Here is a 14411-nt window from a genome sequence, read left to right on the forward strand (position 1 = left end):
AACTCCTTTCAGATAACAGTTTTTAAAGTTGAAATTTCCACATGCTCAATCAGCGCTTCCATGATCTCAGCCGGCAATTCGCTCGCCACTTTTTCACCCTGGTTTCCCGTGCGCGTCCAGATCGTCTGATGATCGGCGCTGGCCAGTTTCTCCGTGTGGCCACCGGGCGTCACCTTATGAAAGTCAAACTGCAGGTCCACTCCATTTTGATAAACAGCCTTGATAGCCATGGTCACCAGGACATCATCGAACGGCATCGCTTCCCGCAGATGCTGAATGCGACTGCGCACACAGGTGAGTTCACCCGCCTCGCCGATCCCGCGATAAAGCTGCGGGGCCAGCCTATGGAAATAACTATCACGCAGCTTGCCCATCCAAATCGAATAGTTGCCAAAGTAAAGGTTGCCCACAAGATTGGCATCAAAGAGGCCCGTTTCAAAAACCTTCTGAGAAACACGGATCGCTGTATTCGGTCCTTCTTGAGCTTGGAACAAAGTCTGTCCTTTTTCAAGGCTTCGATAGGGCTCCGGCGCCGGAATATAGCTGTTAGGCCTATCATTACGAGCGATCATGCTCGCGATAAAGTCACGATACTCGGGCGGAAACTCCGCAGGACGTACAATGCCGTGATCCAGAATTTCCACCCAGGTGAAACCCATCTGTCCCGTGGCAATGCGTTCTTCGATTCCATTTTCGCCAAGCGAAACCCAATCGAAGTTCAGCGTGGCGGATGATTGACAGGTTCCACCGACCTGGCCACACCACATGCGAGCTTCCACCACGCGGTCACGGTTTCGGCATTCACCCAGGACCTCGATCGAGGCCCAGTTGGTGACCTGTCCCCAGCGTCCGGTTTCCGTGAGGGCACGGATGGTATCGAGCACTGGCAGCGATGACATCTCTCGCGATTGACCCATCCAGTTAAAGAAGTGCGCGAAGTAAATCGAACGGTTCAGGTTGGCAAATGTTTTGAAGTCCGGCACAAAGCGATGGACAAACACGGCCTGATCCTGGGGACCATTGGGCTCGGCACCGATCACAAGGCGCTGGGCGAGGCCGCGGTAAGGAACCAAGAGAGGGCTGTTTTCAACAAGAGCGACTTCGGATTGAATCAGATCCATGGCCTTGGGCAGATGGGCTTTCTTCTCCAGGAACTGGAGGCGATAGTTCACCATCCTTTCCAAAACCCGACCTTCGGCATTGAAAACCGTAATGGTTGCGCTATAGGATTTTTCATCCACACGATGCACATCCGTCCAACACAGGCGCTCCACTTCACTGTTGTAGCCACGATGCAGTTCCAATCGGGCAATTTCGATCGGCAGACACTGATTCTGTGGGATGATAATCTGCGCGGATTGCAGCAGCGCATCACGGAAGTAAGGGTCGCCGAGTTTATGCGCGCTCAAATCATTGGCGTTGGTCTGAGCCAGGAACAACGTCCGACCTTCGTTTTCATTGTCGGATTCCAGATGATGCAGGCTCTGGATGCGTTGAAATTTTGGGCCCTGGAAAAGGATACTGCCATAAAGCTGTTTCATCGGATCGACAGCGAGGCGCGTTTCCGTGACGGGAATGCCTTCAATCATGGCCGGTGTCGCGGCCTGCAGGACAAATTCAGCCGCGAAATGATCCACTTTGTAACCGCTGAGTGCCGTGCGGATACCGGCTCGAACGCGAATGGTATCCTCCTCATCTGTCTGTTCCAGGACTTCAGCATAAATCTCGATGGTACAACCTTGTTGGCCCACCGTGATGGGGCGGGTCAACTGGATGTTTTCCAAAACAAGGCTGTCACCCAGGTCCTTTTGCAGCGAGACGATTTGAGCCATCGCTTCCAGCCCATGAACCGTTGGCAGCAGATAAGCGCCCTTATAATTATGATCGAGCAGGTAGGCATGCTCAGCATAATTCAAGTGAACTCGAGCTATGGATTCAACACCGGGCTGATGATGCAAAACGTCCTTGGCAAAGTTCAGAGCGAGATTCTGGTTGGAAGCGTTGGCTTCGATACGGGACCCTATCGCTCCAAGGCGCGAGGCAATCACGGTCTGTTGATCATGACTTTCCCCACGGATCAGCTGCATAAAGCGCTGGACGCCTTGTTCTGGGTTAATGGAACTGATGCCTTTGGTTTCCAGGTTTTTGTCGCTGCCCATACGAGCGCCCATGCCGACCTCTGACCAGACGCTGTAGGCCAGGGTTTGGGTTTGGGTCGTAGGGCTCTGCTGCTGATAACGACGAATCATAAGATCCAATGTTTCATTGGCGAAACCATACCAGGCGTTGCCAGGCATGCCCGTGACACCGATCACTGAGGTGAAACCAACCAGCATCTTCAGGGATGTTCCGTCTAACGCGTCCAGCAGGTTGCGCAGGCCAAGAATTTTGGGTGCCATTTCCTTTTCTGCATCCTGAGCCTTGACTGTTGAAACCGGACGCGGCTGGTTGCTGCCAGCACCGTGAATCAAAGCTGCCGGTTCGCCGAGTTCGCTGCGAATGCGCGTCATCAGATCGCTGACGTCATCGGCTTTGGTTATATTGCAGGCATAATACGCAGCGTCCAGGCCAGCGTCTCGATAGGACTGCAAGGTTTTTTGAATCGGATCTTCGGAGTCCTGGACCAGGGGCGAGGATCCAATCAGGGCCATGCGAACACCAAAGTCCTTGGCCAAGGCCAGGGCGCAGGCTGCCGTGATACCTTTGGCACCGCCTGTGACCAGGACCACATCGCCTGCCTTCAGAGTTTCCGAGCGAGTCTGATAGTGATGGGGTTGATCGATGTTGAAGCCGGGAAGGCGTCGTTCACCCTCGACATCATAGCCGGCCACAACCAGCGAACCTTCTGCATCTTTTTCAGACGCCATGATGGTCATCAAAGAAGTGGCATTCTGGAGCCAAGCCTGTGGCACGGAAAGACAGCGGATATTGAGGTCAGGTCTTTCATGGGCAAGACTTTGCGCGAAGGCCTTGCTGCTGATGACCTGCTCACTGCCGGGGCTGCGTGCGAAGATACCGTCGTCGCCTTGCACAAAGATCAAGGTTTGACCTTTTTTCCAACTCTGGCGGCCGACGTGGGCCAGCAAAGCGATGGATTCATTCAAAGCTTGATCTGTGCTTTCGGTTGACGTCGGCAGAAGGATAATGTGAACGTCAGCCTGTTCCGAAAGTTCGGCTCCCTGGTTCTTGAGTTCATCTTTCCAGATCTCGATCAAGGAGTCGTTGATACTTGATGCCATGCAGGCGACTTGTGCCTGATCCCAGCTGCCCGATGGCAGTTGCGACGTTTTTTCAAAGACTTCCGTATAGTTTCTGACCCAGGGTTCCTTATTTTTCCCCAGGCTGGTTTCGGCAATGGAACTGGCTTTTTTGGGTGCTTCGATCGCAGACGCAGACGTTGAGGCGACGCGCTTCTCGCCCGATCCGATTTTGCTGCGGATGGCGTCTGCAATTTCCTGAATGCTGGCGTTGGCAAGAGGAATCGAATCCAATTCACCGGCGATTCCGTAATGCATGGAAACGTTGGCCAACAATTCGCTAGCCTTGATGGAGTCCATATTCAGGTCATCCAGCAGGCGCAATTCAACTTTCAGCGTACTGCGTTCGAAACCGGTCAAGGCCGTGATGGTACCAAAGATAACGTCTTCCACAGACGCGTTCGCGGGAGCAGCGACAGTCGGGGTTGCGATCGGAGCTGGCGCCTGGAGGGTTGGGGTCACAGGCGCTGATGCTTTGATCGTCATTGGCGCGCTGCGGTCTCGAGCAAACACCAAGGGCTTCTCTGTTGGACTTTGAATAAAATGTTTTTCTTCCGGTCGTGTGAAGGGGCGAAGATAGCGTGCCTGATAAAGCTCGTCCCAACGAATGGCCGCGCCTTTGGTAAAGGCCACAGCCAGAGCCATCTTAAGGTCGGCGTCATAACCTGGGCGTGATTCGGTTGGCAAACAGAGCGTAGACCCTGGCATACGTTTCACCAGGCCCGAGAGAATCTGTGAGGGACCCACTTCGATGATCAGGTCGCATTCGGCCCGCATCGAGGCTGCGAGTGCGATGAAGTCAACCTGCTGCAGAATCTGCTCGCTCAGATAGTCCTTAAGATCAGCACCTGCTGTCCAGGCTGTTCCGTCTGTACCACGGAAAAATTTGAGGCTTGGTTGTTTGAATGACACCGTGTCCAACGCCAGGGCAAACGAGGCGGCCGCGTCTTCCATAAAGTTGGAGTGAAAGGCGTTGGAAACCGGCAGAAATCCACCCTGGATGCCTTGAGTTTTGGCCAGGTCCAGAAGGGTTTGCAGAGCTTCAGGATCTCCCGATAAAACGGTTTGATCCGGCGCATTGCGGTTGGCAATGCACGTATTGCCTGCAGCAGCTTCCATCAATGCAATGGCTGCCGTGGCATCACAATTTAAATGAATCATGGACCCGGGTCGATCGGCACGATGAGCCATCAGCTGACCACGAATCGCCGCGAGTTTCATCAGGGTTTCAAAATCAAAGGCCTTGCCAGCATAAAGTGCGCTCAGCTCGCCCAGGCTATGTCCACCCACAGCGGTCGGATTGAGGCCAAGCTTTTGCAACCACTCGAACCAGATGACGTTGGTCAACGAGATGGCAGGTTGAGCCAGCTCAGTGCGGGACAGCAGGCGGTTGGCTTCGTCCACAGAAGCGCTGAATTCGCCGAACAAAGCGGATGCGAGTTTGATATCACTCGTCGCCTGCGTTACGGTTTCAGCTTTCTCCAAGCGGGATTGTGCCCAGCTATGGCGCTGCATGAGCTTACGACCCATATTGATCTTTTGCGCGCCTTGGCCCGGGAAAAGAAAGCCGATCCTGGGAGCTTTCGTGCTATGGCCCAGACTGATGGAAATGGGGCCTTCACTCTGCTGACGACTGCTTTGCAGCTCCATGGGCTGATCCATCCAACCCAGGAGTTTGTTCAAAGCCAGGAAAGCTTCTTCAGGCTTTGTCACAACAAGTGTGGCCCGATACGGTTCATGATTCTGCACAAAGCGCGCGGCGTCCTGAGCCAGATCACCAAGTTCAGCGCGGCTGATGCGACGGACATAAGACAGCACCTGCTGCAATTTCTTTTGCAGGAGCGGCTGCGATGCGGCGGAGTAGACAAGGACTTCCGCCTTGTCATGCGAGCTCAGCATGAGGCGTTCGTCGAGGCGCGGACGCAGATGCGCGGCAGGAACGCCATAACTTTCCAGTGCCGTATGCGTATTGATTCCACCAAAACCCATGGCGGAAACACCGGCCCGCATCACATGCTCTTCAGGGAATTGTTGACCTTCGATCAAAGGACGGAAGGCTTTAGCTTTTTCCTGGAAGAGGTCATTGGGCTCTTCAACTCCAGCCATGGGCGGCTGCACCCGCTGATTGACAGCGATAGTGGTCTTGATAAAGGCACCGATACCGGCTGCGGCTTTGGTATGACCCACGATCGATTTCAATGAGGTCAGACCAATCTTTTTTTCCGGAGTCTTGTCACCCAGAACTTCAACCAGGGCGGAGATTTCCACCCTGTCCCCAACCGTGGTCCCCGTGCCGTGACCTTCAATGAAGTCACAGCTTTCAAGGCCAAAACCAGCCATTTCATAGGCTTTGCTGATGGCTGACGCCTGACCTTGGATCGATGGAGCGGTCATGCCGCCCTTGCCATCAGACGAAATACCCCAGCCTTTCAGCACCGCATAAATCCGATCGCCGTCGCGTTCAGCATCTTCCAAACGTTTCAGCACCACGAATCCGCAGCCTTCACCCGGGATGAAGCCGTTGGCGCGTTTATCATAAACCCGCATTTCATCGGGCGTCAAAGCTCCGGTCTTGGCAAAACCTATCAGCTCAAAGGTATCAAGGCTGATATCGATGCCGCCGGCAATAGCCACATCCAGATCACCACTGACAAGGCTGCGTGCGGCGTTGATGACAGCCAGGAGCGACGATGAGCACGCTCCATCCACCGTATAACCACCACCATGAAGATCAAGAAAATTACAGATACGACCGGCGATGGTATTGGACAGCGCACCGGCGAGAGTGTCTTCATTCACGGTTGGAAAAACAGATTTGAAGGCTTCCTCGACCGTTTGGAGATAAGCATCCAGGTCAGCCCCTTCCATGCCTCTGGTCGCTGCTGTTTCACGCAGCACGCGTTCCACGTACGGCCAGCGCATGCGCATGGCATTGGTTCGGGTCCATTCGCCGGTCAGAGTATTACCGAGGACCACACCGGTTTGCAGCTTTTGCAAAGTAGCGAGATCGAGGCCGGCATCATCCAAAGCCTTGAGCGCCACATCCAAAGCCAGCCAATGCACGATATCCGTACTCTCAAACGTCTGCTTGGGAATGCGGCGGCCTTTCCAATCAAATTCAAAGCCATCCATGACAGCGGCTTCGGTCCCGTAAGTTTTATCGGGCATGGCGCGATCAAGACTATGATACTGGTCCAGAGGCAAACGCTCGTCCGGCATGCGGCGGAACTGTTGACGCTTGGACAGGATATTCTCCCAGAATTCCACAAGAGTCTGGGCGCCGGGATACCAGCACGACATTCCTATGATGGCTATACCCTCGCCTTGCGCTTGCTTCTTCATATCGATCGCTCCTTGTGTGCTTTCTAGCGACTGCTTTGAGGTAAAGAGAGCAAGACGTGAGCCAGCGCTCCAACCTCAGGAAAATACTTGCCTCCATGGGTTTGAGGTGACTGCCAAGGAATATGTGCAAAGGCGATAGTTTTCCAATCATTGTGGGCGTTAACAGACGTGCAAGACGGCAGATCATGATTTGGGTCGTGTTAGACATCAGTATCCTGAGGCATCCATTGCCGGATTCGGAAAAAGTGGAAATTGATTGTCGAGGATTTTTTGAAGGACGGAAGGCTTTGCGGTGGAAGGCATTCGGCTTTTTCACGGATCCAACTTTGGGATCAATCTTTGCACGCAAGGACTGGACCATACGAAATTGAGTCGCGAGGAACATATGCTTTATGTAGGACAGCAGCTCTCGTTTGCCTATGGACGGGACCACAAGGATCAGGTGTTAAATAGTGTCGACGTTGAAATCACGCGTGGTGAAGGCATTTGTTTAACCGGGCCCTCGGGTTCAGGCAAATCCACCCTGCTCCATCTTCTGGGTCTCATTGAAGCACCCCAGGATGGTCAGCTCTTGTTTCTGGGCAAGCCGGTTCATCTTATGAAAGAGGACGAGCTGAACGACCTGAGGCGTTTTCATATCGGATTCGTCTTTCAGGACTTTCAGTTGATTGATGTCCTTTCGGTCGAGGAAAACGTGGAATTCTTTCTGACCCGTCAGCAGATTCCCAAAACATTGCGCAAGGAACGTGTGGAACAGGCTCTTCAGGACCTTGGTCTATGGGAGCATCGCTTCAAACGGCCCCATGAGCTCAGTGGCGGTCAAAAGCAACGGGTGGCCGTAGCCCGGGCTCTTGCCAAACATCCCTTGGTGGTCGTCGCCGATGAACCCACGGCCAGTCTTGATAGTAAAACAGGCCGTCAGCTGATGGAAAATTTAAAAGCGATTCAGGAACAGCGCGGTGTAACGCTCATTCTCGCCTCCCATGATCCTATGGTGCTGGAATTCGGGCTGCGGGAGATCCGCTTGCGCGATGGTCGTCTCAACCCACCGAACAAGGGGACTCGTTATGTTGGCTAAGTTTGCCCTGCGCAATATCCGTCGGAATCAAAGACGATCCCTGGTGGCCCTCGGCACGATCGCCGTTGGAGTTTTTGGTTTGCTCTTCCTTCAAGGATTTTTTTCCGGGCTGATTGCTCTGCATAAGGAAAACTCGATCCATTCGCGCTTCGGTCACGGCCAGATCATGACCAAGGGTTATTGGGGGCAGGCCTTTGAAAAGCCATGGGAGCATTGGCTGAAGGACCCCGAAGCTATCATGCAGTATCTGCGGCAGCAGCCCCACGTTCAAGCTGTGTTTCCTCGCGTGCAGTTTTTTGCATTGCTGAGCAATGGGCGCATGAACGTGGCGGGTCGTGGGCAAGGTGTGGTAGGGGCCGAGGAGAAGAATTTTTTTAACAAGATGAATTTCATTGAAGGCGGCGCCATTGGCGGCCAGCGCGATGGAATGGTTCTGGGTGTTGGTCTGGCCCGCGCCTTGGGCGTGAAGGTGGGCGATAACCTCACCGTCATGGGTCAAACGATTGATGGCACCATCAATGCCATCGATGCCCGCGTCACCGGAATTTTTCAGGTGGGTATGAAGGAGGCTGATGACACCCTCTTTCAGGTGCAGCTGAGTGAAGCGCAGATCCTGCTCAACACCCAGAGTGTCGAGTCCATCACCATAGGCCTGGACGATGAAGCCCATTGGGAATCTCTGAGCCAGGGCCTCGGATCGACGTTTCCTGATTATGAGGCGTTATCCATTTATGTCCTGGACCAGGTGTGGGCGGAGAACGGTCAGCTTTTTCTCACGGCCCTTTTGAATATCTTTCGTCTCGTGTTTCTCGGCATGATCATGCTGGCCATTTATAACAGCGCTTCGAACACAGTCCTTGAACGCAAGCGCGAACTCGGCATGCTAAGGGCCAATGGTGAATCACCACAGGATTTAATTCAGCTGCTGGTTTTGGAGGGACTCTATCTGGCTTTGGCCGGAGCCACTTTGGGTATTATCATGACGTTGGTGGTTCATATCCTATCAGGTCACGGGATCCCGATGCCGCCTACGCCTGGCACCAATCGCCTCCTTCCTGTACGCCTGCATCTGGAAAGCAGTTCGATCGCCATGGCTCTGCTGCTGGGTGTGCTGACGTCGACGGCGGCAACCTTTCTTTCAACGCTGCAAGTTTTGAGGCTTTCGATCGTACAGGCCATACGGGCCGCGGCATGAATTCTGCAGAGTAAGGATCAGAGCTCAGCTCTGATTCCTCTCGATCCCGATAAAGTTAACGTAAATCCGCATGGTACAAGGCTTCGCTAAACAAACACCCCATAAAACACCTTTTATATCAGTTGATCGCAGGCAAGGGCGATGATTCCTGACCATGAATGCCTCTCTGTTAATTTTTGGGCCTCTCTATTATATAATAATATTAATGACTTACATAAACTCCACAAAAGTTCTCTGGTTAAGCTGACCACATTTTCACACGTTGATCTGGGGGCTAAGTGACGAAGATCGTGCAAAACCAGCGGCGGCCTCGCGCTTGCAATATCTCAAGTACGCAAGCAATCAAGCACACACGAGGGAGTTCAACGTATGGCTAGCAAATGGTCTTTGGATCTCTTAAACAAGGCCTGCACAGCGGTTGAAGAAGAAAAATCCCGTGCCTTGGCTGAACAGGATCCCAAACTCGTCCTGGAGGAGTTTCTGCAAAAGGTCATGGATGAACCTCGTGAAGAGGATCCTGTGCATGATGCCTATCGTATATATTACGGCATCGCATGTATCGCGATGCTGGCTGATTCATCCGCGTCGTCGCAAACGATCGTGCCCAAGTTGGAGCGCATTATCAAAAGCCTTTTGCTGCGCAACAAGGTTAAGCCACGCAAGAGTCAGCTCGGTCATGTTTATCGTCAGGTGGCCGAAGTTCTCGGCTACTACTATTGTCAGAAGGGTGACCTTGATGCCGCCATGTGGGAAGTCTCGATCGGTCATACCCTGGCTCAAGGCAGCAGTCAAAAGCCAGGCGAAATCAGTCAGTTCACTTACGCGCATCTGGCGTTAAATAATGGTTCGGCCATGCTCTCCTGTTCGCTCTTCCGCCAGATCAAGGAAGGGACCCAAAGTAAATTCTGGTATCAGGCGGCTCTGGTCGGTGAGATTAAATCCTTACGATTGGCAGGACATCGAGCCACGATTCCAGTCCTGCTGAAAGAACTGAATACACTGGAACTGAACGAACGCGTCAAGGAACATGCGCTTTGGGAAAATATGATGCATGACATGCCCGAGGATCTGGACGCCTGGATTCTGGCCCAGGACGAGGACAACATGCGCCCGTCTCTGGCCGTACGACTGGCCCTGTGGCTTTATGCCCAGTCCAATCCTACCGCGCATCTTGATACGATTAAAAAATTGCGCAAGCATCGCAGCTTCTTCAAAAGGCTGGTGCTGGATCAAAAAACCAAGGTCGCGGTTCGTGCCTGGGAAATGATTGATAGCCTTTATGACAGTTCGGTACCATTTGAGGTGCGTCTGCGCCAGGCCAGTACCGTCATGGAAATGATCAGCAAAATGTATATCGATGCCCGCTGCATGACCCTCGTGGCACTGCACCGCTGGGTGATGCGCAACAGCCAAAGTCATCTAAGTCTTTTAGTGGAAGAGGAATATCGATCCCTGAGTTTGCGCCTGAGCCAGGGCATGCAGTCGGATGTACTGAATCTGATGGAAAACGTCGCCAAGGGCCGCCGGATTCTGCAGGATATTTTTCCGCTCGTTTATACTCTGAGCGCACCGTCACCTTCAATCAATCGCACCGTGGGCCTGCAAGCTGAACTTGTCCAGGCCGGCGATGAGATTCATGTGAATGATCTCTTCAATCTGAGTTTAGGTGCTTGATTCTCAAGAGCGCACATCCAGAGGACGGTTGCTTGCGAGAAGCAACCGCAAGATGGCCCTTTCATAGACTTAAAGAATGGGCCTATTTAAACGATGGGAGTGCGATTGGCATCATCGAGGCCTCCACCCATGAAAGCGTCCCTTTCTCTGGGTTTGCGGGTGTCTGTGCCTTCTATGACATTGCTGGACTCTTCGCCCGTCATGGAAATGTCCTGAGCCCCACTCGCTTCAAGTATGTCTTTCGCACGTTTGGCCCATTCACGGTTATCGGAATGGACTGACATCAGCATGCCACCGTCCTTAACCAGGCCTTCATAGCGCTTGGCCTCGTATTCAGGAATTCCCATTCCAATCAAGGCGCCGGTAATGCCACCCAAAGCACCTCCAGCACCTGCCCCCGCCAGGGCAGCGAGTATGGGTCCGGCTGCGATAAAAGGTCCAACTCCAGGAATAGCCAGGCTGCCTATTCCTACCAACCATCCCAGCGTACCTCCGAGCACGGCTCCCGTCGCAGCACCAGTGGTTGCTCCTTCTGGGGCTTTGGTTTCCTTTTCGACGGCAAAATCCTTGGTTCCCTGGTTGTCAGGGAAGAGAACTGAGATGTCTTCGTTCCGGAAGCCTGCGGCACTCAGAGCGTCAACGGTCCTCTCCAAAGTTCCATGTTCGCGAAAAATTCCATAAACTGAGATATTTTTGTTAGCCATGGATCGTCCTCCTCTGAACGGTAATGTTCACTTGGACCTTAGTCGATTATGGACTGAGAAGGAATATTAAGTTCTCGTTTCAGTCAACGGATCGGCTGGACTCCTATAAGGCCATCGTTCAATCGGTAAAATACTCCATAATTATTGTCGGCCTCCTGATCACTTGTGACGGAAAGGCGCAGATCGTTCCATTTCGTCTCAGATTCCAGTAGGCCTTGGCTCTCCCAGAGTTCCAGTCCCGATCCAAAGACTAAGGCGCGGCGCGCTGAAAAACCTTGCTTGATACTTCCATCTTGCACAAGCACGCTGATGTCCCTGCCGTGATTCGGATCCACGATAAGAAACGCTTTGAGCACTCTTGATTCTGCATTCAGAAATCCGCTCAGACCTGCGAAACTGAGTCCTGTCCCCAGGAACGCATCGTTTTGGTAACGGATCGGACGATAGTCCTTGCCCTCGTTATTATCCCAGAATTGTTGATCTTCAACCTGATAGGAAAAAGCAAAAGCTTCAACGGGACCGATCACGGCAAAGGTCCATGCTTCAAATCCGTCTCTGGCTGGCGCCAGGTAAGTCGCTGGCACCGTTTGCCAGGTTTGGCTCCATGGGGACTTATAAACGACTTCGACCACTTTTCGGAATGCGATATTTTCGACCTCGACAACCCCTGAAAGACCCTCACGCCTATAGCAACCACTTACGGGTGGGCACTGAATGCTCTGGGCCCAAGCCAAACGCACCTCGTCAGCAGCCAGAGCCTCAGAACCATCGGTGAAACTCAGGGATACGAGACAGAACATCATCCCTGTGGAAAGTCTTGTGAGCATAATTATCTCCATGTGTGTTTGGCCTGACTCGACGAGACGGCTGTGATTCTCTGTCATCCGAATTCAACGGCTTGTCAAGTGACAGTGGGCCCGGCCTGATTTTTAGCACGCGCTTAAGCCCATAAATTACCCATGTTTCCAATATGGAAACAAAATTATGCAAAACAGCGTCTTCACCGTTGGTCCACGTGATGGCCTATCGTATTCAGAAGGAGTTAAACAGCCCGTTGATATCACTGAAAGGAAACTCCAATGAAGACCTTTGCTCGCCTTCTGCCCCTGATCGCCATCCTGAGCGGCGCCACGACTGCCACTGCTGCCGAATACACTTCATTCCGACATCCGGCGAATCAATTGAGCCGACAATTTATTGATGGTTCATGCCTGTATAAAATTATCTACGGCAACTATGGAAGCACGCCCTACGCGACGGTTCACCTCTACGGCGGCAAATGCGGGACAGGCGAAAAACAACCGTATGTCGTGGTCGATTATGAACCGAATTCTCTCAACTCAGGTTCGGGAGACCCAATTGGTGGCAAGGATGTCTGTGGATCTTATATCGCATTCCAAGCCACAGGTGCCAGCGGCCACATTGCAACGAGAATGTGGGTCTATTTTCCTGTTACGAACAGCTGGAAACTTTTTGCACCTGACGGCGAGCGCCCCACCGTGCCTGCCAGTCCTTACTGCTGATGGCCACCAGGGATCGAGCGCTGGCTCGGTCCCGGTCACACGGATCGTCTTTTCTTTTCGCGGATTCATGCAGCTCGGCCGGGGACCATCTTAACATCACCCGCGCTAGGGGGAACAAATCCCCGGGCATATATGACGTAGAATGGATCGCTGCCGGGCCTTTGGGTCACTTTCTCGCAACCGGATGTCATGCCGGCAAGTGGGTATAAATATCGAGAAAACATGAGGGATGGATGCAGCAAAAACCTCGAAATGCCGTCTTCATCGTGGACTGGCAGCGAGCTTCCTAAACAGGATCGGTTCGATTATAGTGCCCCCGTTCGTATCCCTTAACGAGGTTAATCCAAACCCATGCTGCTCAATTTCATTCGATGCCTTTCCATGCTGGTACTGGGCGTTGGCCTTTCTGGTTGTCATGACCAGTTTCGAGGCGAATGGCAGCAGGCTGCGCGAGTCTGCGGCCTTGCTCCTGAAAGCATCACGAAGGACGAGGTCCTGGTGCAGCTGCAAACCCCGGATGGCCAAAGCCTGGAGCCGGAGCATCTGCTGACGATCCGCAGTCGTTTTTTAGAGGCCGAGCGCAATGCGAGCGAAATAACCCTGAGTCCAGGGGGATGTGCCCATGTCCCCTTGCGCAACGGAGTCCTTCAGGTAGTCTCGGGGACGTTTGGCTGGAGTCTGGCTGAACCTTTGCAGCCCACCAACGGCGACCGCCTCCTGCAGAAGCGTCTGATCCCTTCGCCTCAAGCCGAGGCCGAACTCCAATGTCCGGAAGAAGGTTTTTTCGCCAACGACAGCCTGGACTCGCCCCTGCGCTGGAGCAGTACGGGATCGCTTCAGCCCTTTCATTTGGAGCTGATCGCGGAAGACGAGGCTGTGGGCACGAGCGTAAGGCTCTTCGAGAAACCCTATGGAGAAAACCTGCCGGCTTCGCCCGTCATCCTTGATACGCGGGTGCTGGCCGAGGGCCGATATCTTGTGAAGCTTAATTTCAGCAGCAGCACAGAGGGGTGGGATCAGCCGCGTCTCGCGCCTGCAAAAAAAGCCAGTTGCCCTTTGACAGTTCTGCATCATGCGCCTTTGGTCGGAGGTTGGGACTCTCTCTCACTGACGCAAGCTTTACCTGTGTATGCGAAAAACTCGATCCTTCCCTGGCATAGCTCAGGTCCCGAGAGTCAACTGCTCGTCTGCCGGGAAAAGAGAGGCGCGGATCAGGATATGATCAGCAGCCCTCGCCTTGATGATGACCAATGTCCCGCTCAGGATCTGTGCAAGGATCCTCATAATTTTGAAGCCGTGACAAAAGTGGTGGCGGACGCAGCCGGTGTTTTCGACTATTTTTTAATTGTGAAAAATAAGGCGGGCATCCGCTCAGGCCCACGCTGTCGGACCATCGTTGTCAGCGACAGCAAACCGAAGCTGGTCGTGAACTGGAAAAATCCAGATTGGAATCGCACCCTCACTCATATGCAGCTGCCGCATGCGACGGTCAGCCTTACGTTGAACGCCTTGCATGCACAGCTCGATGATCGCGAACTTTCGGACCGACTGGAGTGCCGTGTCGATTTCATTCGTGCGGATCAATCCGTTCTCCCGGGCAAGGATCTTCTCTGTCTCAGCGGACGGTGCGAAGGCCGC

At 53.3% G+C, this 14411-nt stretch carries 8 protein-coding genes; 5 read left to right on the plus strand and 3 right to left on the minus strand.

Annotated features, from left to right (window positions below; translation table 11 throughout):
- Positions 1-8 precede the first annotated feature (8 nt).
- Positions 9-6599 (minus strand): SDR family NAD(P)-dependent oxidoreductase, encoded by a 6591-nt coding sequence (locus tag VE954_RS22810; RefSeq protein WP_324957118.1) that lies wholly within the window; start codon positions 6597-6599, stop codon positions 9-11.
- A gap of 292 nt (positions 6600-6891) precedes the next feature.
- On the opposite strand from VE954_RS22810, the gene VE954_RS22815 reads away from it, so the two are divergent.
- From VE954_RS22815 to VE954_RS22825, 3 genes are all read left to right on the plus strand, one after another.
- Positions 6892-7677 (plus strand): ABC transporter ATP-binding protein, encoded by a 786-nt coding sequence (locus VE954_RS22815; RefSeq protein WP_324957120.1) that lies wholly within the window; start codon positions 6892-6894, stop codon positions 7675-7677.
- Positions 7667-8872 carry an ABC transporter permease gene (locus VE954_RS22820; RefSeq protein ID WP_324957122.1) on the plus strand — a complete coding sequence of 402 codons (1206 nt, stop codon included), beginning with the start codon at positions 7667-7669 and terminating at the stop codon, positions 8870-8872. The genes VE954_RS22815 and VE954_RS22820 overlap by 11 nt, the downstream gene beginning before the upstream one ends.
- Before the next feature lie 369 nt (positions 8873-9241).
- Positions 9242-10546: a hypothetical protein gene (locus VE954_RS22825; protein ID WP_324957124.1), complete on the plus strand. Its 1305-nt coding sequence runs from the start codon at positions 9242-9244 to the stop codon at positions 10544-10546.
- Positions 10547-10632: 86 nt separating this feature from the next.
- Here VE954_RS22825 and VE954_RS22830 read toward each other — a convergent pair whose 3' ends face one another.
- Positions 10633-11250 (minus strand): hypothetical protein, encoded by a 618-nt coding sequence (locus VE954_RS22830; RefSeq protein ID WP_324957126.1) that lies wholly within the window; start codon positions 11248-11250, stop codon positions 10633-10635.
- Between the two features lie 83 nt (positions 11251-11333).
- Positions 11334-12077 (minus strand): hypothetical protein, encoded by a 744-nt coding sequence (locus VE954_RS22835; RefSeq protein ID WP_324957128.1) that lies wholly within the window; start codon positions 12075-12077, stop codon positions 11334-11336.
- Between the two features lie 252 nt (positions 12078-12329).
- Here VE954_RS22835 and VE954_RS22840 point away from each other — a divergent pair, with 252 nt between their 5' ends.
- Positions 12330-12773 (plus strand): hypothetical protein, encoded by a 444-nt coding sequence (locus VE954_RS22840; RefSeq protein WP_324957130.1) that lies wholly within the window; start codon positions 12330-12332, stop codon positions 12771-12773.
- A 351-nt stretch (positions 12774-13124) separates the two neighbouring features.
- The coding region (locus tag VE954_RS22845) for a hypothetical protein (protein WP_324957132.1) at positions 13125-14411 on the plus strand (1287 nt) is incomplete at its 3' end.

It is taken from the genome of Oligoflexus sp., from assembly GCF_035638955.1.
Lineage (GTDB): Bacteria > Bdellovibrionota_B > Oligoflexia > Oligoflexales > Oligoflexaceae > Oligoflexus.